Genomic DNA, 18992 nt, shown 5'->3' with positions numbered 1-18992 from the left:
GATGTGCTTGATTTGTGATCGAATTGAATTGATTAAGGCAGGTGACAATCCCTACTTTGTAAAAGAACTGGAAACAGGCTATGTTGTCATTGGGGATCACCAGTACTTTGAAGGCTACACTCTATTCCTAGCCAAGGAACATGTTACAGAATTACATCATCTACATCCAACTGTCAAACTTCGCTTTTTAGAGGAAATGAGCCTGGTTCAGGAAGCTGTCTCTAAGGCCTTTTCTGCTGAAAAGATGAATGTAGAGTTGTTAGGAAATGGAGATGCTCATGCTCACTGGCATATTTTCCCTAGACGAGAGGGTGATATGAAAGGACACGGTCTTAATGGTCGTGGTCCAGTCTGGTGGGTTCCATGGGAAGAAATGGTCGCTGAAGAATATCAGGTTAAGGGAAGTAAATTAGAGGATTTGATTGCTACCTTATCAGATACTTTGGACCAGATGATGGAAATGAAAGGATAGACCATGAAAAAAAGATACCTTGTCTTGTCAAGCTTATTAGCCTTGACATTAGCGGCTTGTTCACAAGGAAAGCCGGCAACTTCAGAAACTCAGACTTCAACTGGAGAAAAAACCGTCCAAGAAGGAACTGTCGGTAGTAAATCTCAAGAAGCAAGCCAGAAAAAGGCAGAAGTAGTTAATAAAGGAGATTACTATAGCGTTCAAGGGAAGTACGATGAGATTGTTATCGCTAATAAACATTATCCCTTGTCTAAGGACTATAATCCTGGAGAAAATCCTACAGCAAAGGCTGAGTTGTTGAAGCTTATTGCTGCTATGCAGGAAGCAGGTTTCCCAATTAGCGATCATTATAGTGGTTTCAGAAGTTATGAAACTCAAACTCAACTTTATCAGGAGTATGTCAACCAAGACGGAAAGGCAGAGGCTGATCGCTATTCTGCACGACCTGGATATAGTGAACACCAAACAGGTCTTGCTTTCGACCTTATCGGCACAGATGGAGATTTAGTGACAGAAGAAAAAGCTGCCCAATGGCTTTTAGATCATGCTGCAGACTATGGTTTTGTCGTTCGCTATCTCAAAGGTAAGGAAAAAGAAACAGGCTATATGGCTGAAGAATGGCACCTTCGCTACGTCGGAAAAGAAGCCAAGGACATCGCTGCAAGTGGTCTCAGCTTGGAAGAGTATTACGGCTTTGAAGGTGGAGACTATGTTGATTAGTCGCAAAACATCTTGCAAGAATGCTTGAAATTTGATAAAATGAATAATAATTAAATAGGAATCTGCAAGACTAGTATCTCAGGGGAAGTATATCAGGGAGGAGAGCCGTGACTGAAAGCTCTCTATATGAAAACTGGGTGAATTCACTTGCCAATGGATTCAGAAATAAAGGTCTGACTTGTCAGATGAAAACGGATGGTACCGCGTGTCAACGCTCCGAGTGTGGAGTTTTTGGCATGTGGTTTTCTTTTTATCTACGAAAGACTGATGGAGGAATTATGTCAACTATTGAAGAACAATTAAAAGCGCTTCGTGAAGAAACGCTAGCTAGCTTGAAGCAGATTACTGCTGAAAATGAAAAAGAGATGCAAGAATTGCGTGTTTCTGTCCTTGGTAAAAAAGGGTCGCTTACTGAAATCCTCAAAGGGATGAAAGACGTTTCTGCAGAAATGCGTCCTGTTATCGGGAAACACGTCAATGAAGCGCGCGATATCTTGACAGCTGCCTTTGAAGAAACAGCTAAGCTCTTGGAAGAAAAGAAAGTGGAAGCACAACTAGCAAGTGAGAGTATCGATGTGACGCTTCCAGGTCGTCCAGTTGCGACTGGTCACCGTCACGTTCTCACACAAACTAGTGAAGAAATCGAAGACATTTTCATCGGTATGGGTTACCAAGTCGTGGATGGATTTGAAGTGGAGCAAGACTACTACAACTTTGAGCGTATGAACCTTCCAAAAGACCACCCAGCCCGTGATATGCAGGACACTTTCTATATCACAGAAGAAATCTTGCTCCGTACTCACACGTCTCCAGTTCAGGCGCGTGCCATGGATGCCCATGATTTTTCAAAAGGTCCTTTGAAGATGATCTCACCAGGACGTGTATTCCGTCGTGATACAGACGATGCGACCCATAGTCACCAGTTCCACCAAATCGAAGGATTGGTTGTCGGGAAGAATATTTCTATGGCTGACCTTCAAGGAACTCTTCAGTTGATTGTAAAAAAAATGTTTGGTGAAGAGCGCCAAATCCGTTTGCGTCCATCATATTTCCCGTTCACAGAGCCATCTGTTGAGGTCGATGTTTCATGCTTTAAGTGTGGAGGAGACGGCTGTAACGTATGTAAGAAAACGGGTTGGATTGAGATTATGGGTGCCGGTATGGTTCACCCACGAGTCCTTGAGATGAGTGGTATCGATGCAACTGTATACTCTGGTTTTGCCTTTGGTCTTGGTCAAGAGCGTGTAGCCATGCTTCGTTATGGAATCAACGATATTCGTGGCTTCTACCAAGGCGATGTCCGCTTCTCAGAACAGTTTAAATAAGATTGAAACCTAAACACAATCCTACAAGTCGTCCTCATTTTTTATAGTGTAGCAATAGGAACGACTGACTCGAAGAAAAAGAAAGGAATTGAAAAGATCTCGCTGATTGGGATCTTATGCTCAGAATTATGTTAGTATCTTATAAATGGTTAAAAGAATTGGTGGACATTGATGTACCATCAGAGGAGTTGGCTGAAAAAATGTCAACCACAGGGATTGAAGTAGAAGGTGTCGAATCACCAGCTGCTGGTCTCTCAAAAATTGTCGTCGGAGAAGTCTTGTCTTGTGAAGATGTACCAGAAACACACTTGCATGTCTGCCAAGTCAATGTAGGTGAAGAAGAAGCCCGTCAAATCGTCTGTGGAGCACCAAATGTGCGCGCAGGCATCAAGGTCATGGTAGCTCTTCCAGGTGCTCGCATCGCGGACAACTACAAGATCAAAAAAGGGAAAATCCGTGGTTTGGAATCTCTCGGAATGATCTGCTCACTTGGTGAGTTGGGAATTTCTGACTCAGTTGTGCCTAAGGAATTTGCAGATGGGATCCAAATCTTGCCTCAAGATGCTGTTCCAGGGGATGAAGTCTTCTCCTACCTAGACTTGGATGATGAAATCATCGAACTTTCTATCACTCCAAACCGTGCAGACGCTCTTTCTATGCGTGGGGTAGCGTATGAAGTAGCAGCGATTTATGACAAGTCAGTTAACTTTAAAGAATTTGCTCTTTCAGAAACAGACCAAGCTGTAGCCGATGCTCTTTCTGTCAGCATTGATACAGACAAGGCGCCTTACTATGCTGCCCGTATCTTGGACAATGTGACGATTGCACCAAGTCCGCAATGGTTGCAAAACCTCCTCATGAACGAAGGCATCCGTCCGATTAATAATGTCGTCGACGTGACCAACTATATCTTGCTTTACTTTGGTCAACCAATGCATGCCTTTGACTTGGATACCTTTGAAGGGACTGACATCCGTGTGCGTGAAGCTCGTGCTGGTGAAAAATTAGTAACCTTGGACGGGGAAGAGCGTGAGTTGGAAACAAATGACCTCGTGATTACAGTTGCTGACAAAGCAGTAGCCCTTGCAGGTGTCATGGGTGGTCAGGCTACAGAAATCTCTGAAAAGTCTAGTCGTGTAGTCCTTGAAGCTGCTGTCTTCAATGGTAAATCGATCCGTAAGACTAGCGGTCGCCTCAACCTTCGTTCAGAATCTTCTTCTCGCTTTGAGAAAGGCATCAACGTGGCAACTGTCAATGAAGCCCTTGATGCGGCAGCAAGCATGATTGCAGAGTTTGCAGGTGCAACCGTTCGTAAAGGTATTGTTTCAGCAGGCAAGCTTGATACTTCTGATGTAGAAGTTTCTTCAACTCTTGCTGATGTCAACCGTGTCCTCGGTACAGAGCTTTCCTACGCAGATATTGAAGATGTCTTCCGTCGCCTTGGTTTTGGCCTTTCTGGAAATGCAGAAAGCTTTACAGTGAGCGTTCCTCGTCGCCGTTGGGATATCACTATCGAAGCGGATCTTTTTGAAGAAATCGCACGTATCTATGGTTATGACCGCTTGCCAACCAGTCTTCCAAAAGACGATGGGACAGCAGGTGAGTTGACTGCGACTCAAAAATTGCGTCGTCAGGTTCGTACCATTGCTGAAGGGGCTGGATTGACAGAAATCATTACCTACGCTCTTACAACTCCTGAAAAAGCCGTTGAATTTACGATTCAGCCAAGCAACTTAACAGAGCTCATGTGGCCAATGACTGTGGACCGTTCAGTTCTCCGCCAAAATATGGTTTCAGGTATCCTTGATACAGTTGCCTACAACGTAGCACGTAAGAATAAAAACTTGGCTCTTTATGAGATTGGAAAAGTCTTCGAGCAAACTGGTAATCCAAAAGAAGAATTGCCAAATGAAATCAACAGCTTTGCCTTTGCCTTGACAGGTTTAGTCGCTGAAAAAGACTTCCAGACTCCAGCTGTTCCTGTTGACTTCTTCTATGCTAAGGGAATCCTTGAAGCACTCTTTACTCGCTTGGGTCTTGTAGCGACCTATACAGCAACGCAAGAGATTAAGAGTCTTCACCCAGGACGTACAGCCTTGATCTCACTCGGCGACCAAGTTCTTGGTTTCCTTGGGCAAGTGCATCCAGTCACTGCTAAGGCTTATGATATCCCTGAAACTTATGTAGCTGAGCTTAACCTTTCAGCTATTGAGGCAGCCCTTCAACCAGTTAGCCCATTTGTGGAAATTACTAAGTTCCCAGCAGTGAGTCGTGATATTGCTCTTCTTCTCAAAGCAGAAGTGACTCACCAAGATGTAGTTGATGCTATCAAATCTGCGGGCGTGAAACGTTTGACAGACATCAAACTCTTTGACGTCTTCTCAGGTGAAAAACTGGGTATCGGCATGAAGTCGATGGCCTACAGCTTGACCTTCCAAAATCCAGAAGATAGCTTGACCGACGAAGAAGTCGCACGCTACATGGAAAAAATCCAAGCATCACTCGAAGAAAAAGTGAATGCAGAAGTGCGTTAACAGATTAAAATCCATCCCTAGAGATGGATTTTTTAGTACAAAAAATCATCAAGTTTTAACTTGATGATTTAATCAACTTGGTGGGAAAACAACTCCTTTTTAATACTGTTACAAGAAAATCAGACATCGATGTTTTTTGTCATCCAATCAGCTAAGAAGTGGTAAGTATCTTGTCGATTGATCTCGTTTAGAATTTCGTGACGAGCCTCTTCAACTAATCGAAGGCTGACTTTCGAATGTGAAGCCTTTAGGAGTTTTACAAATCTCTCGATACCTTTACCATTTTCGCCCAGAGGGTCTTCTTGTCCTGAAATCACGAGAATTGGGAGTTGGGTTGGAATCTCATCGATCACTTGTTTACTCGCTACTTGGTTAGAAAAGTAAAAAATGGCTTTGTACATGGGAATAGTAGGTATGAATTGACAGAATGGATCCTTCAGATAAGCTTGGTTGGATTCTTCATTTTTTGAGAGCCAATCTACAGATGTTTTCGGATTCTTAATACTTCGATTAAAGCTATCAGTTGATAGATAAGTCAAGAGTTTACTACGGTGTTTATTCCCTTTTATAAGTCGGATGCATTCTGTTAGGATGAGAGCAAACCGAGTTAGAAACTGAGGTTGTTGACCAGTCGCCATGATAATCAAGGCATTGATAGGTGGTTTTCGTTTAGCTACATAATAGCGACACATAAGAGAACCCATAGAATGCCCTAGAAGGACGATTGGAAGTTTTGGATAGCTTTCTTGAATAAAAGAGGTCACTCTTTCAATATCATCGATGAGTTCCTCGGGAGATTCAGGAAAGACTCCGAGTTGACTTGGATTTTGAGCAGTAAAACCATGGCCGAGATGATCATGGCCGATAACAGTAAAACCTTCTTTATTCATGACTAGAGCAAATTCTTCATATCGTTCCACGTACTCTACCATGCCATGTACAAGCTGAAGAACGGCTTTTGGCTGTTCAGCTTCCCAAATGATTAAGTTATTGTTGTTTGGTTCGAGTTTAAGTCTTTTTTTCATATCAAATTCCTTATCTAGAATAATCTGCTATTTATCATAAATATACCACAAAAAAGTACGATAAGCTACAGGATGATGAAGATTACTAGTAACAATTCAGAACATTGTCAACGGATTTATCAAGAGATGAGTACAATATATTTATCACTTAAAAACTGGAGGAATAAGATATTTGGGAAGAGCAAATAAATTCTCAATCCAGTAAATATCTTTATTTAAAACCAAGATTTAAAAATGTACATAAATCCTTGTAATGCCCAAAAAAAGGAGTATAATGAGTGTAGAAACAATAGGAGGTGGATCATGTTAGAAATCCGCAATCTTGAAAAAAGTTTTGGTCCCAAACAAGTCTTGTTTGGTGTTAACTTTCAAGCTCAACCTGGAAGAATTTTAGGTCTAGTTGGGAAAAATGGAGCTGGGAAAACAACGATTTTCCACAGTATGTTGAAATTTTTAGAGTATCAAGGAGAGATCAGTCTGGATGGGCAGGAGATTCGTCAGGAAACCTATGCTCGAATTGGCTATCTGCCTGAGGAACGTAGCCTCATGCCCAAATTGACAGTCCTTGAACAAGTTCGTTACTTGGCGACTCTAAAGGGCATGGATGCTAAGGAAGTCAAGGAAAAACTCCCTCAATGGATGGAGAAATTGGAAGTGAAGGGCAAATTGACCGACAAAATCAAGAGCCTCTCCAAAGGGAATCAGCAGAAAATTCAGTTGATTATCACCCTAATCCATGAGCCTGACTTGATTATCCTGGATGAGCCTTTTAGTGGTTTGGATCCAGTCAATACCGAGTTGCTCAAACAAGTCATCTTGAAAGAGAAAGAGCGCGGTGCAATCATTATCTTTTCTGACCATGTCATGACCAATGTTGAGGAGCTTTGCGATGATATTCTGATGATTCGTGATGGGCGTGTGGTCTTGCATGGACCAGTTCAGGATGTTCGCAATCAATACGGGAAAACACGTCTCTTTGTTTCAAGTGAACGAAGCAAGGAAGAACTGGAAAAACTTCCTCACGTGAAACAGGTGAGTTTGACCAAGCAAGGAAGTTGGAAATTGATCCTCGATGACGAGAGCGCTGGAAGGGAACTCTTCCCAATTCTCACTCAAGGTCAATATATTGCGACCTTTGACCAACAAGCTCCAACAATCGATGAAATCTTTAAACTAGAATCAGGGGTGGAAGTATGAGAAATATGTGGGTTGTAATGAAGGAAACCTATCTTCGACATATCAAGTCGTGGAGTTTCTTCTTTATGGTGATTTCGCCGTTCCTCTTTTTAGCCTTATCTGTAGGAATCGGCTATCTCCAAGGGTCTTCTATGGCCAAGAATAGCAAGATAGCAGTAGTAACAACTGTTCTATCTGTGGAGGAAGGGCTCAAATCGACCAATGGCATTAATTTTGACTATAAGGATGAAGCCAGTGCCCAAGAAGCCATCAAGGATGAAAAAATAAAAGGTTATTTGACCATTGATCAAGAAGGTAGTGTTCTCAAGGCAGTTTATCATGGTGAAACTTCCCTTGAAATAGGCGTCAAACTAGCAGTAACCAATAAGCTAAATGAACTGCAATACCAACTCAATCGTTCGGCAGCCAATTTGTCTCAAGAACAGGAAAAACGCCTGAGTCAAACCGTTGATTTTACTGAGAAAATTGATGAATCTAAGGAAAACAAAAAAATTGTTCAAACCATTGCGGCCGCAGGGCTTGGTTTCTTCCTTTATATGATTTTGATTACTTATGCTAGTGTCACTGCTCAGGAAGTAGCTAGCGAGAAAGGAACTAAAATCATGGAGGTGGTCTTCTCTAGTATCCGAGCTAGTCATTATTTCTACGCTCGCATGCTGGCTCTGCTTCTTGTGATTTTGACTCATATTGGCATTTACGTCGTGGGTGGGCTGGCTGCCATTCTGCTCTTTAAAGATATCCCTATCTTGGCACAATCTGGAATTTTAAATCATCTAGGAGAGGCTTTCTCGCTCAATACCTTATTGTTTGTCTTGGTTAGTCTCTTTATGTACGTTGTTTTGGCAGCCTTCCTAGGCTCTATGGTTTCTCGCCCTGAGGATTCAGGAAAGGCCTTGTCGCCATTGATGATCTTGATTATAGCAGGATTTGTCGGTGTGACCTCTCTAGGTGCTGCTGGGGACAATTTAGTTCTGAAAATTGGTTCCTATATTCCTTTCATCTCGACCTTCTTTATGCCATTTAGAGCTATAAATGGGTATGCAAGTGATTTAGAAGCCTGGATTTCACTTGCCATAACGGTTGTTTTTGCAGTCACTGCAACAGCCTTTATCGGACGCATGTATGCTAGTCTAGTCCTTCAAACAGATGATTTGGGAATCTGGAAAACCTTTAAACGTGCTTTGAGCTATCACTAAAAGAGACACCTTCAGTGAATACTGGAGGTGTTTTTGCTTTACGAATTCATTGCTGTCTAGTCTTCTTTACTTTATAATGAAAGAAGAATGAAAAGGAGGAGAACATGAACTATATGGATGTTGCTGAAAATGAGCATTTGTTAATCATTGTCCTTAGGATAATGCTGATTAGCTAGATGAGTGAAGATGAGGTGGAGGCGACCTTGTCGATTGGCATCAACACCTTGACCTAACGGATATCTATGGCTATGGCTAGTGTGAGGTTCTGCTGGGTAAAGTTTTCAAGCGCCGTTCGAATCTTCGGGACTAGATTTAGTATACCAGACGTCACTTGTATCAGTGGGCTGGTTTTTTTGTTCTATGCTTTACAGATTTTTCTTGACAAGTTTTCTTTGTTATGGTAATCTTTTATGTAACAAGTGTTGCGCAACAAGTGTTGCGTGAAAGGAGTCTCATGCCACCTAAGGTTAAATTTAGTAAAGAGGCTATGATTGGGATAGCTTTACAATTGGTGAGAGAAGAGGGAATAGCTAGTTTAACGGCTCGAGCATTAGCGGAAAAACTGGGAGCCACACCAAGAGTCATTTTTGGGCAATTTGCAAATATGGCTGAGTTACAAGCAGAGGTTATTGTTGCTGCGGAAATGGTAGTGGTGGAGTATATACGAAAGGCTTTAGAAGATGAGAAGCCTTTTCGATCTGTCGGGGTTGCTTATATCCTTTTCGCCTCAAAAGAGCCTCAACTCTTTCAATTGCTTTTCCAAAATCCTAGTAAAGATCCCATTCGTCGCTTTCAAGATTTTCTTCCCATGAAGGATCATAGTTACCAATTGGTTCTGGATTCGATTGTCGCAGACTATTCTTTGACTGTAGAGGAGGCTAGTCGATTGTACCAGCATCTATTTATCTATTCACACGGGATGGCCTCTATGGTTGCTTCTGGTATTTATCAATTCAGCATGGAAGAAGTAATTGGATTACTGATAGAGGTTTGTCAATCGCTCATCAAAGAAATGGTAGGAAAAAAATGATTCAACTAGAAAATATTCACAAAAGTTACGGCCAAACCAAGGTTTTAAAAGGGATTGACTTGCAGATTCAAGACCAGGATAATGTGGTTATCCTCGGCCCTTCTGGATCGGGAAAGTCAACTCTCTTAAACGTGTTATCAGGCTTAGAAAAGGTAGATGAGGGGCATATCCTCATTCAAGGGCAAGATTTATCGCAACTCACGGATGCTCAATTGACAGCCTTTAGACGTGAGAAGATTGCCTTTATTTTTCAGCAGTATTATTTATTACCGAATCTAACGGTTAGACAAAATGTAAAGATGGGGGCAGACCTAGCAAACAATCATGATTTTTTGCAGATCATTGAGGATTTGGGCCTTGGCGATAAGCTAGACAAGTATCCGAGTGAATTGTCGGGTGGGGAACAGCAGAGAGTCTCTATTGCCCGGGCCTTGGCCAAAAAGCCAGAGATTCTTTTCTTAGATGAGCCGACGGGAGCCCTGGATGAAGAAACAGGGCGAAAGATTCTCGACTATATCTGGAAATTGAAGGAAAAGCTGGGCTTTACCCTCATCATGGTGACGCACAACCAAAATATTGCGGATATGGCCAGAACCATCATTCGCGTCAATAGTGGCAAGATTACCCAAGTTGTAACCAACGATCAGCCTCAGACTGCCTATGAGATTGGATGGTAAGCCATGTTTTCAGTAAAAGATATTCGAAAATTAGTTGTCGTCAGTATCATTGGGGCTTGTGCGGTCTTTGTGGCCAATCTCTTCTTGAATTTTTACCTGGATATCGAGCAGTTGGAGATTTCTAAAACCAATCCCATGATGCAGACCTACTATGATGCCCAGGTTTCGCTATCTTGGATGGTGGCCATGGTCAGTGGTGTTGTCTTGTCCTTGACGTCTATCCTTCTCATGTGTTTTTATATCAAACAATTTGTCGATGACCACAAGGAACAATTAGGAATTTTAAAGGCTTTGGGATACAGCAATGGCCAGTTGGCTAAACGATTTTGGGTATTTGGGCTCAGTTTTGGTGCCGGAGCGCTTCTTGGCTATTTAGCTTCTTTTCTTATGATGGAGCATTTTTATGACTTTCGTAATGAGAAGGGGATCTTACCAGAAATCACCATTCATTTTCATTGGCAGCTCTTGCTTGCTTTGGTGATCCTGCCAACGGTATTTTTTATGCTTCTCGCGATTGGCTATGCTAGAAGACAACTACAAACGCCGGCTCTTCGCTTATTGAAAAAGTCCCCAACACCAATCAAGGTCAAAAGGAGAAAGAAGACTCCTATGAGAGAGAAAGACTTCCTAAAAGAGCTGTCTTCAGCGCTGATTTGGGGGAGAAAATCGATCCTGTTTTTTGTAGTCTTTGGTTCTATGTGTTTTGCGGCCATGGTTCAATTGTCCTTTGGCCTCAGGGATTACACAGATGACATCATCCAAACCATGATGATCATGATTGGCTTGATCTTGTCTTTTTCCATTCTCTTTTTGTCATTGGGGATTGTGGTCTCAGAAAGTCGCGAAACCTTGGCTCTTATGAAGGCTTTTGGCTACACCGATCGTGAATGCCAAGGTCATATTCTCGCTCCTTATCGTTTTTGGGCTTATTTAGGATTTGTTCTTGGGACAGCTTATCAATATGGCATCATGGAAATCTTGATTGGTGTGATCAAAGATACGGTTCCTGAAAAGATTGAGCATCACTTTGATGGGAATGTGTGCTTTTGGACCTTGATAGGTTTTGCTTTGATTTATGAAAGCCTCTTTTATCTATCCAACAGAAAACTCCAAAAACAAACCATCAAAGAAGTGCTCTTAGCAGAATAAATAGAAAAGAGAGTGGGACAGAAATCAGTAATTCGTTAGAATTCGATTTCGTCGTCCCACCTCCGCACAGTTGAGTAGGGCTGTAAAAGCTGATGAAATCAGCGTAGTAGAGCCCACTCAACCACTGCGTCTTGCTCGACAATCTAAAGACAATTGAGAGGTTTTTCCGCTATTCTAAGGGAATAAAAGAAATGAAAGAGAGACAGCATGAAACGGAGTTACTGGCAGGACCTAAAGGGGGCCTTTTACTTAATCTGGCGCAACAAATGGTCCTTTATCTCAGTGGGGATTCTTCTGCAGTTTGTGGTTGGTATTGGGGCTGCGGCCTTGTGTCATAAATAAATAAAAAGACCTGTGAGTGTATCTCCCAGGTCTTTTTATTCGCTGAAATATTTCACATTAATTTCTTCTAAACCTTTGACTAATAAAGAAAATTATCGTACAATAAAGAGTACGTGATAAAATGAGACCAGAGTTTATATACTCTGGCGTTAGTAGTAAAAAAAGAGGAGAAACGCTTTGGAATTAGAAGTATTTGCTGGGCAAGAAAAAAGTGAACTATCTATGATTGAGGTGGCTCGTGCCATCTTGGAACAACGTGGTCGCGACCACGAAATGCATTTTAGCGATTTGGTCAATGAAATCCAAAACTATCTTGGTACCTCTAATAGCGATATTCGCGAAGCACTACCTTTGTTCTATACAGAGTTGAACTTTGATGGGAGCTTCATCTCTCTTGGAGATAACAAATGGGGCCTTCGTTCATGGTATGGAGTTGATGAAATTGACGAAGAAATCATTGCTCTTGAAGAAAGTGACGATGAAGAAGTAGCACCTAAGGCTAAGAAAAAACGTGTTAATGCCTTTATGGATGGAGATACGGATGCCATTGATTACAGCGCAGATGATCCAGAAGATGAGGATGCCTACGAAGAAGATCCAGCTCTTTCTTATGATGATGAAAATCCAGACGATGAGAAGAACGAAGTAGAAGCCTACGACGCTGAAATCAACGAAATCGCACCAGACGATCTTGGGGAAGATGTTGAACTCGTTGAAGAAGATGACGAAGATTCTGAGGAAGAAGAAGAATAATACCAAACAACAAGGGAATTCCCTTGTTGTTTTTCTTTTCTGCAGTAGAACTATAAATCTAGCAAAGAATGACATTTGACAAATGTACCAAATTGAGGTAAGATATTGTTCGGGCACCTCTTTTTGAGGTCGGAGCTTCCTAGTTTTTAGGGAGCTATTTTTGTTTTTCCAGGGAAATTATCATACTGGATTGTAGTTGTCGGTGAAGGTCTTGTTTTCTTAGTCCCCCTCTAGGGAACAAGATCTTGAGCAGTTTAGAAAGAGGAATCTATGTCTACGAAATATATTTTTGTAACTGGTGGTGTGGTGTCGTCTATTGGGAAAGGGATCGTTGCGGCGAGCCTAGGACGGCTCTTGAAAAATCGTGGTTTGAAGGTAACCATCCAAAAATTTGACCCTTATATCAATATTGACCCAGGGACCATGAGCCCTTATCAGCACGGGGAAGTTTTTGTAACAGATGATGGGGCTGAGACAGATTTGGACTTGGGTCACTATGAACGTTTTATCGATATCAATCTTAACAAATACTCAAACGTGACAACTGGTAAAATCTACAGCGAAGTTCTTCGCAAGGAACGTCGTGGAGAATACCTTGGAGCAACTGTCCAAGTCATTCCACATATTACAGATGCCTTGAAAGAAAAAATTAAGCGTGCAGCTCTAACGACAGACTCTGATGTCATTATTACAGAGGTTGGTGGAACAGTTGGAGATATCGAGTCCCTTCCATTTTTAGAGGCGCTTCGTCAAATGAAGTCTGATGTCGGCGCAGAAAATGTCATGTATATCCATACAACCTTACTTCCTTACCTCAAGGCGGCTGGAGAAATGAAGACCAAGCCGACTCAACACTCTGTCAAAGAATTGCGTGGTTTGGGAATCCAGCCAAATATGTTGGTCATTCGTACTGAAAAGCCGGCTGGACATGGGATTAAAAATAAACTAGCTCAATTCTGTGATGTGGCACCAGAAGCTGTTATCGAGTCATTGGACGTGGATAATCTTTACCAAATCCCACTTAATCTGCAAGCACAAGGCATGGATCAAATCGTCTGTGACCATTTGAAGATTGATGCACCAGCAGCAGATATGACAGAGTGGTCAGCTATGGTCGACAAGGTCATGAATCTCAAAAAACAAGTCAAAATTGCTCTTGTTGGTAAGTATGTCGAGTTGCAAGATGCCTACATTTCTGTCGTAGAGGCCTTGAAACACTCAGGTTATGCCAATGATACAGAAGTCAAGATTGATTGGATTAATGCTAATGACGTGACAGCTGGCAATGTAGCAGAACTCCTAGCTTATGCTGATGGAATCATCGTTCCAGGTGGTTTTGGTCAACGTGGTACTGAGGGTAAGATTGAAGTGATTCGCTATGCGCGTGAAAATGATGTACCAATGCTAGGAGTATGCTTGGGTATGCAATTGACTTGTATAGAGTTTGCCCGTCATGTTTTGGGACTTGAAGGGGCTAATTCAGCAGAGCTTGATCCTGATACAAAATATCCAATCATCGATATCATGCGTGATCAGATTGATGTTGAGGACATGGGGGGAACCCTTCGTTTGGGACTTTATCCTTCTAAGTTGAAACGTGGTTCTAAGGCAGCGGCAGCTTATCATAACAAAGAAGTGGTCCAACGTCGCCACCGCCACCGTTATGAGTTTAACAATGCCTTCCGTGAACAGTTTGAAGGGGCAGGATTTGTCTTCTCAGGTGTTTCACCAGACAATCGCTTGGTCGAAATTGTTGAAATCCCAGAAAACAAATTCTTTGTGGCTTGTCAGTACCATCCAGAGCTTTCAAGTCGTCCAAATCGTCCAGAAGAACTTTACACTGCTTTTGTAACAGCAGCTGTTGAAAATAGTAAATAGTAGAATAAACCTTTGAGAGTCATCTCAGAGGTTTTTATTTGTTTTCAGTATTATGAAAATCTGGAAAATCAGCTCTGAATTTGGTAAGATAAGATTATGGATTTTGAAAAAATTGAACAAGCATATACCTATTTATTAGAAAATGTCCAAATCATTCAAAACGATTTGGCGACAAGTTTTTATGATGCCTTGATTGAACAAAATGGGATCTATCTGGATGGTCAGACAAATCTGGAAGATGTTAAGAAAAACAATCAAGCCTTAAAACGTTTGGCACTTCGAAAAGAGGAGTGGTTACGGACCTATCAATTTTTGTTAATGAAGGCAGCTCAAACAGAACCTCTTCAAGCCAATCACCAGTTCACACCGGATGCGGTTGGTCACTTGATGATTTTTATCATTGAACAACTTTTCCCTGCTGAAAATGTGAGCTTATTGGAATTGGGTTCTGGGATGGGAATTCTGGGAGCTAGCTTCTTAACGTCCATGAGCAAAAAGATAGATTACCTGGGAATAGAACTTGATGACCTCTTGATTGACATGGCGGCAAGCATGGCGGAAGTAATGAATCTTCAAATGGGCTTTGTCCAAGGAGATGCAGTACGTCCACAAGTATTAAAAGAAAGTGACATCATTGTGAGCGACCTGCCTGTCGGTTACTATCCAGATGATCAGACAGCCTCACGTTATCAAGTAGCGGCTAAGAATGAACATACTTATGCTCATCATTTGTTAATGGAACAATCACTCAAGTATCTCAGAACAGGAGGCTATGCGATTTTTCTAGCTCCAACAGATCTCCTGACAAGTCCTCAGAGTGAATTTTTGAAATCATGGCTGACTGACCAGGCCCAACTAGTGGCAATTATTGCCTTACCAGAGGATCTCTTCGCCCAAGGTGCTCAGTCTAAGAGTATTTTTGTCCTACAAAAGAAGACAGGAGAAGGAGTTGAACCATTTGTTTATCCACTTACCAGTCTTCGTGACCCTGAAATTTTGATGGAATTTAAGGAAAATTTTCAAAAATGGTGTCAAGGGCATGAAATCTAGTGCAAATTTTGGTATAATAGTTGAAAACGCTTAAAAAGGGGAATAAATTTATGACAAAAACCATTGCAATTAACGCTGGAAGCTCTAGCTTGAAATGGCAACTATATCAAATGCCAGAAGAAAAGGTGCTTGCAAAGGGTTTAATTGAGCGAATCGGATTGAAGGATTCTGTTTCAACAGTTAAGTTTGATGGTCGTTCTGAAGAACAAGTTCTTGATATTGAAAACCATACCTTGGCTGTTAAGATTTTACTTGATGACTTGATTCGTTTTAATATTATTAAAACTTATGATGAAATTACTGGTGTCGGACACCGTGTTGTTGCAGGTGGAGAGTACTTCAAAGAGTCTACAGTTGTTGAAGGTGATGTCTTAGAAAAAATTGAAGAACTAGGACTTCTTGCTCCATTGCACAACCCTGCCAATGCAGCTGGGATTCGTGCCTTCAAAGAATTGTTGCCAGATATTACAAGTGTAGCAGTCTTTGATACATCATTCCATACAACAATGCCAGAGAAGGCCTACCGTTATCCATTACCAACTAAGTACTATACAGAAAACAAGGTTCGTAAATATGGAGCACACGGTACAAGTCACCAGTACGTTGCTCAAGAAGCAGCAAAACTTTTGGGACGTCCACTAGAAGAGTTGAAATTGATCACTTGCCATATCGGTAATGGTGCTTCTATCACAGCTGTTAAGGGAGGTCAATCAATCGATACATCAATGGGATTCACTCCACTTGCTGGTGTTATGATGGGAACAAGAACTGGAGATATCGACCCTGCTATCATTCCTTACTTGATGGAACATACAGATGACTTCAAGACTCCAGACGATATTAGTCGTGTTCTAAACCGTGAATCTGGTCTTCAGGCTGTTTCAGGCTTATCAAGTGACATGCGTGATGTTCAGAATGGTGTGAACGAAGGCAATCACGATGCTATTCTTGCCTTTGAAATGTATGTTGACCGTATCCAAAAATACATTGGACAATACTTAGCCGTCCTAAACGGGGCAGATGCTATTATCTTTACTGCTGGTGTTGGTGAAAATGCAACTCTTGTGCGTGAGAAAGTTATTTCAGGTATCTCTTGGTTTGGTTGTGATCTAGACCCAGAGAAAAATGTCTTTGGAGTAACTGGAGACATTTCTACAGATGCTGCGACACTTCGTGTACTTGTTATCCCAACGGATGAAGAACTTGTGATTGCGCGTGATGTTGAGCGTTTGAAAAAATAAATGATAAGAAAAACGACCTTCTCGAAAGAGAGGTCGATTTTTTATGTTGCTAACGAGTGCTTACCAGTTAGTGAGCGAAACTTCGCCACTATTGAGCCAAATTTTCTCACCAGTAGCTAATTGGATCTGTAGTTGACCCTGGTCAGAGATATCACAAGCTTTTCCTGAGATGATTTCTTGATCTTTCTTAAAGGAAATTTCTTTGCCTAAAACAATTGATTGTTTTTTATAGAGGTAAAGCAGCTCATCGGTCTCAGTTTCGTAGAAACATTTCCAGATTTCTGCAATCAGCTCGTTGCGAGTGATTGGGCTATTTTGAGAGAAGAGACTTCCAGCTTTCCCTTGTAGGTTTTTTGGAAAATCAGCGATAGAAAAGTTGATACCAACACCAATAATAACATCTGTGACAAGGCCGGTTTCGACAAAAGTGATGGCTTCGGTTAGAATACCGGCTATTTTTTTCTGATTTAGGTATAAATCATTTACCCATTTGATATCTAAATCAATTAGACAAAGGTTTTTAACAGCCTTATAAATTGCGGCTGCAGTCAGGAGTGTATAAGCTGGTAGATCTAGATAAGAGAGATTGGGCTTGAGGTGGAGAGACATGTAAATCCCACCTTGTTCTGGAGAATAGTAGGGGCGTTGAAATCGACCACGTCCCATAGTTTGGCCTGTTGATAGGTAGAGTGTGTCTCCTTTGGCACCAGCTTCCATGGCCTCCTTGGCATCACTCTGGGTTGATCTGGTGATAGGTTTAAATTGAACTGAGATTGGGCTGTTAGCTTCTATTTCTTGAGGTAAGATTAGGTCACCGTGAAGAAGTTTGTAGCCACGGTTTTTGATGCTGTCAATTTCTAAACCTTCCTGCTGGAGACGTTGGATAGCCTTCCAAACAGAGGTGCGAGAGAGGTTTAATATTTCAGCGATTTTCTCTCCGCTTAAATAATCTGTTTCATGAGCTAAGATTTTGTAAACTTCTTGATAGGATTTCATACTAGGTCCTTTCTGGAACAACTAGATTTATTGTACCATATTTTTAAAAAAGGATGCGCGCTTTGAGAGATATCTTAGCTCGTTATAAAATTTTACCTAGTTTTAGTCAGGATGACATGGACAAAGTGGTTTTCAAATCATTTGAAAAATGGTAAAATGTTTTAATAGTTTATTTATCTGAGCTTTATAGCGCAGAGAGAAAGGATCTGTTGTGAAATCAATAGGTATCATTGAAAAATTGAAAGGCTTATCCAAGCAAGAGCTAGTCTTACTAGCTGTTATTCTAAGTATTTTCTTGCCTTTTTATATTTTCGTTATTATTTTTATCGCCTACTTAATAGGTCTAATATTTACAGGAGAGATGAAGGGGATATTAAAACGATTATCCCACCATTCTATCTTACTTTTATTTATCGGCTATAGTGGTGTTATCTCTCTTTTAGCACAAAATGTGATGGGGATGGTTTCCACTTTAGGAATGTTCCTCTTTGCAATTTTCTTTTACTATTACCAGGCCCATTTAACCCCTAAGTTTTTCAGATTAGTATTGCAATCGCTTATGTCGCTTAGTGTGCTAGCATCAGTTTTTGCAGCTTTAGAGCACTTTCAGATTGTAAAGAAATTTGATTATACTTTCTTATCACCTAAGATGCAGGTCTGGCATCAGAACCGTGCAGAAGTAGCCTTCTTTAATCCTAATTATTATGGGATTATCTGTTGCTTCTGTATTATGATTGGATTTTACCTAATTAGTACGACTAGATTGAGATGGTTGAGAATTTTCTCTCTCATTGCAATCTTTGCAAATTTGTTTGGCTTGAATTTCACCCAAAATAGAACAGCTTTTCCAGCCATTATCTTTGGTGCGATTATTTATCTTTTCACTACCATTAAGAACTGGCGTGCCTTCTGGCTCAGTATCGGAGTCTTTGGTGTTGGTTTAGCCTTTCTCTTCTCGAGTGATTTGGGAGTTCGAATGGGAACGCTCGATTCGTCTATGGAAGAACGAGTGTCGATCTGGAATGCTGGTATGACCTTATTCAAACAAAATCCCTTCTGGGGTGAGGGTCCCCTAACCTATATGCACTCTTATCCTCGTATTTTTGCTCCTTATCACGAACACGCTCATAGTATTTACATTGATACAATATTGAGTTACGGTGTGGTAGGAACGGTATTGTTAGGAATAGCTTCTTCTGGTCCAATTCGAATGTTGATTGATATGAGTCAGGAGCCGAGCAAGCGTCCGATTGTTGGTCTTTATCTTTCATTCTTAACAGTAGTTGCTGTGCATGGAATTTTTGATTTGGCCCTCTTTTGGATTCAATCCTCCTTCATTTTCCTTTTAGTAATGTGTAGTTTACCATTAAAACATAGTATGATTGGAGAATTTGTTGAATAAACTAA

Annotated in this window: 17 protein-coding genes; 15 read left to right on the top strand and 2 right to left on the bottom strand. The window is 41.2% G+C overall.

Annotated features, from left to right (window positions below):
* Position 1: 1 nt before the first annotated feature.
* From ACESNQ_RS02765 to pheT, 4 genes are all read left to right on the top strand, one after another.
* Entirely contained in the window at positions 2–472 is a 471-nt protein-coding gene (locus ACESNQ_RS02765; protein ID WP_373075168.1) for an HIT family protein, read from the top strand.
* 3 nt (positions 473–475) lie between these two features.
* Positions 476–1192 carry an LD-carboxypeptidase LdcB/DacB gene (ldcB, locus tag ACESNQ_RS02760; protein WP_373074834.1) on the top strand — a complete coding sequence of 239 codons (717 nt, stop codon included), beginning with the start codon at positions 476–478 and terminating at the stop codon, positions 1190–1192.
* Positions 1193–1470: 278 nt separating this feature from the next.
* The gene (pheS, locus tag ACESNQ_RS02755; RefSeq protein ID WP_373074832.1) at positions 1471–2517 is read left to right on the top strand and encodes a phenylalanine--tRNA ligase subunit alpha; all 1047 of its coding nucleotides are present in this window, start codon (positions 1471–1473) and stop codon (positions 2515–2517) included.
* Between the two features lie 128 nt (positions 2518–2645).
* On the top strand, positions 2646–5051 hold the full coding sequence (pheT, locus tag ACESNQ_RS02750; protein WP_373074830.1) for a phenylalanine--tRNA ligase subunit beta: 2406 nt from the start codon (positions 2646–2648) through the stop codon (positions 5049–5051).
* Between the two features lie 119 nt (positions 5052–5170).
* On the opposite strand, the gene ACESNQ_RS02745 is transcribed toward pheT, so the two are convergent.
* Complete coding sequence (locus ACESNQ_RS02745; RefSeq protein WP_373074828.1) at positions 5171–6076, bottom strand: alpha/beta fold hydrolase; 906 nt, start codon at positions 6074–6076, stop codon at positions 5171–5173.
* A 303-nt stretch (positions 6077–6379) separates the two neighbouring features.
* On the opposite strand from ACESNQ_RS02745, the gene ACESNQ_RS02740 reads away from it, so the two are divergent.
* From ACESNQ_RS02740 to ACESNQ_RS02695, 10 genes are all read left to right on the top strand, one after another.
* Positions 6380–7273, top strand: coding sequence for an ABC transporter ATP-binding protein (locus ACESNQ_RS02740; RefSeq protein ID WP_373074826.1), 894 nt, complete (start codon positions 6380–6382; stop codon positions 7271–7273).
* Entirely contained in the window at positions 7270–8469 is a 1200-nt protein-coding gene (locus tag ACESNQ_RS02735) for an ABC transporter permease (protein WP_368909555.1), read from the top strand. Before ACESNQ_RS02740 ends, ACESNQ_RS02735 begins: the two co-directional genes overlap by 4 nt.
* Before the next feature lie 454 nt (positions 8470–8923).
* Positions 8924–9499, top strand: coding sequence for a TetR/AcrR family transcriptional regulator (locus ACESNQ_RS02730; RefSeq protein WP_368909633.1), 576 nt, complete (start codon positions 8924–8926; stop codon positions 9497–9499).
* Complete coding sequence (locus ACESNQ_RS02725; RefSeq protein ID WP_373074824.1) at positions 9496–10176, top strand: ABC transporter ATP-binding protein; 681 nt, start codon at positions 9496–9498, stop codon at positions 10174–10176. The genes ACESNQ_RS02730 and ACESNQ_RS02725 overlap by 4 nt, the downstream gene beginning before the upstream one ends.
* 3 nt (positions 10177–10179) lie before the next feature.
* Positions 10180–11325 (top strand): FtsX-like permease family protein, encoded by a 1146-nt coding sequence (locus ACESNQ_RS02720; protein ID WP_373074822.1) that lies wholly within the window; start codon positions 10180–10182, stop codon positions 11323–11325.
* A 207-nt stretch (positions 11326–11532) separates the two neighbouring features.
* Entirely contained in the window at positions 11533–11667 is a 135-nt protein-coding gene (locus tag ACESNQ_RS02715) for a dTDP-6-deoxy-D-glucose-3,5-epimerase (RefSeq protein WP_368909560.1), read from the top strand.
* 177 nt (positions 11668–11844) lie between these two features.
* Positions 11845–12420, top strand: a complete 576-nt coding sequence (rpoE, locus tag ACESNQ_RS02710; RefSeq protein ID WP_368909562.1) for a DNA-directed RNA polymerase subunit delta — start codon at positions 11845–11847, stop codon at positions 12418–12420.
* A 270-nt stretch (positions 12421–12690) separates the two neighbouring features.
* Positions 12691–14298 (top strand): CTP synthase, encoded by a 1608-nt coding sequence (pyrG, locus tag ACESNQ_RS02705; protein ID WP_373074820.1) that lies wholly within the window; start codon positions 12691–12693, stop codon positions 14296–14298.
* Positions 14299–14394: 96 nt separating this feature from the next.
* Positions 14395–15348, top strand: a complete 954-nt coding sequence (locus tag ACESNQ_RS02700) for a class I SAM-dependent methyltransferase (protein WP_373074818.1) — start codon at positions 14395–14397, stop codon at positions 15346–15348.
* A gap of 50 nt (positions 15349–15398) precedes the next feature.
* Positions 15399–16589, top strand: coding sequence for an acetate kinase (locus tag ACESNQ_RS02695; protein ID WP_373074816.1), 1191 nt, complete (start codon positions 15399–15401; stop codon positions 16587–16589).
* 60 nt (positions 16590–16649) lie between these two features.
* On the opposite strand, the gene birA is transcribed toward ACESNQ_RS02695, so the two are convergent.
* On the bottom strand, positions 16650–17585 hold the full coding sequence (gene birA, locus ACESNQ_RS02690) for a bifunctional biotin--[acetyl-CoA-carboxylase] ligase/biotin operon repressor BirA (protein WP_373074814.1): 936 nt from the start codon (positions 17583–17585) through the stop codon (positions 16650–16652).
* Between the two features lie 211 nt (positions 17586–17796).
* On the opposite strand from birA, the gene ACESNQ_RS02685 reads away from it, so the two are divergent.
* Positions 17797–18987 (top strand): O-antigen ligase family protein, encoded by a 1191-nt coding sequence (locus ACESNQ_RS02685; RefSeq protein ID WP_281137768.1) that lies wholly within the window; start codon positions 17797–17799, stop codon positions 18985–18987.
* The last annotated feature ends 5 nt before the right edge of the window (positions 18988–18992 follow it).

It is taken from the genome of Streptococcus infantis (genome assembly GCF_964243025.1).
GTDB lineage: Bacteria > Bacillota > Bacilli > Lactobacillales > Streptococcaceae > Streptococcus > Streptococcus infantis_N.
This window is presented reverse-complemented; position numbering and strand designations above follow the sequence as displayed.

Coding starts and splice junctions, on each gene's coding strand:
- ACESNQ_RS02765 (WP_373075168.1), top strand. CDS start 2: ATGTGCTTGATTTGTGATCGAATTGAATTGATTAAGGCAGGTGACAAT.
- ldcB (WP_373074834.1), top strand. CDS start 476: ATGAAAAAAAGATACCTTGTCTTGTCAAGCTTATTAGCCTTGACATTA.
- pheS (WP_373074832.1), top strand. CDS start 1,471: ATGTCAACTATTGAAGAACAATTAAAAGCGCTTCGTGAAGAAACGCTA.
- pheT (WP_373074830.1), top strand. CDS start 2,646: ATGTTAGTATCTTATAAATGGTTAAAAGAATTGGTGGACATTGATGTA.
- ACESNQ_RS02745 (WP_373074828.1), bottom strand. CDS start 6,076: ATGAAAAAAAGACTTAAACTCGAACCAAACAACAATAACTTAATCATT.
- ACESNQ_RS02740 (WP_373074826.1), top strand. CDS start 6,380: ATGTTAGAAATCCGCAATCTTGAAAAAAGTTTTGGTCCCAAACAAGTC.
- ACESNQ_RS02735 (WP_368909555.1), top strand. CDS start 7,270: ATGAGAAATATGTGGGTTGTAATGAAGGAAACCTATCTTCGACATATC.
- ACESNQ_RS02730 (WP_368909633.1), top strand. CDS start 8,924: ATGCCACCTAAGGTTAAATTTAGTAAAGAGGCTATGATTGGGATAGCT.
- ACESNQ_RS02725 (WP_373074824.1), top strand. CDS start 9,496: ATGATTCAACTAGAAAATATTCACAAAAGTTACGGCCAAACCAAGGTT.
- ACESNQ_RS02720 (WP_373074822.1), top strand. CDS start 10,180: ATGTTTTCAGTAAAAGATATTCGAAAATTAGTTGTCGTCAGTATCATT.
- ACESNQ_RS02715 (WP_368909560.1), top strand. CDS start 11,533: ATGAAACGGAGTTACTGGCAGGACCTAAAGGGGGCCTTTTACTTAATC.
- pyrG (WP_373074820.1), top strand. CDS start 12,691: ATGTCTACGAAATATATTTTTGTAACTGGTGGTGTGGTGTCGTCTATT.
- ACESNQ_RS02700 (WP_373074818.1), top strand. CDS start 14,395: ATGGATTTTGAAAAAATTGAACAAGCATATACCTATTTATTAGAAAAT.
- ACESNQ_RS02695 (WP_373074816.1), top strand. CDS start 15,399: ATGACAAAAACCATTGCAATTAACGCTGGAAGCTCTAGCTTGAAATGG.
- birA (WP_373074814.1), bottom strand. CDS start 17,585: ATGAAATCCTATCAAGAAGTTTACAAAATCTTAGCTCATGAAACAGAT.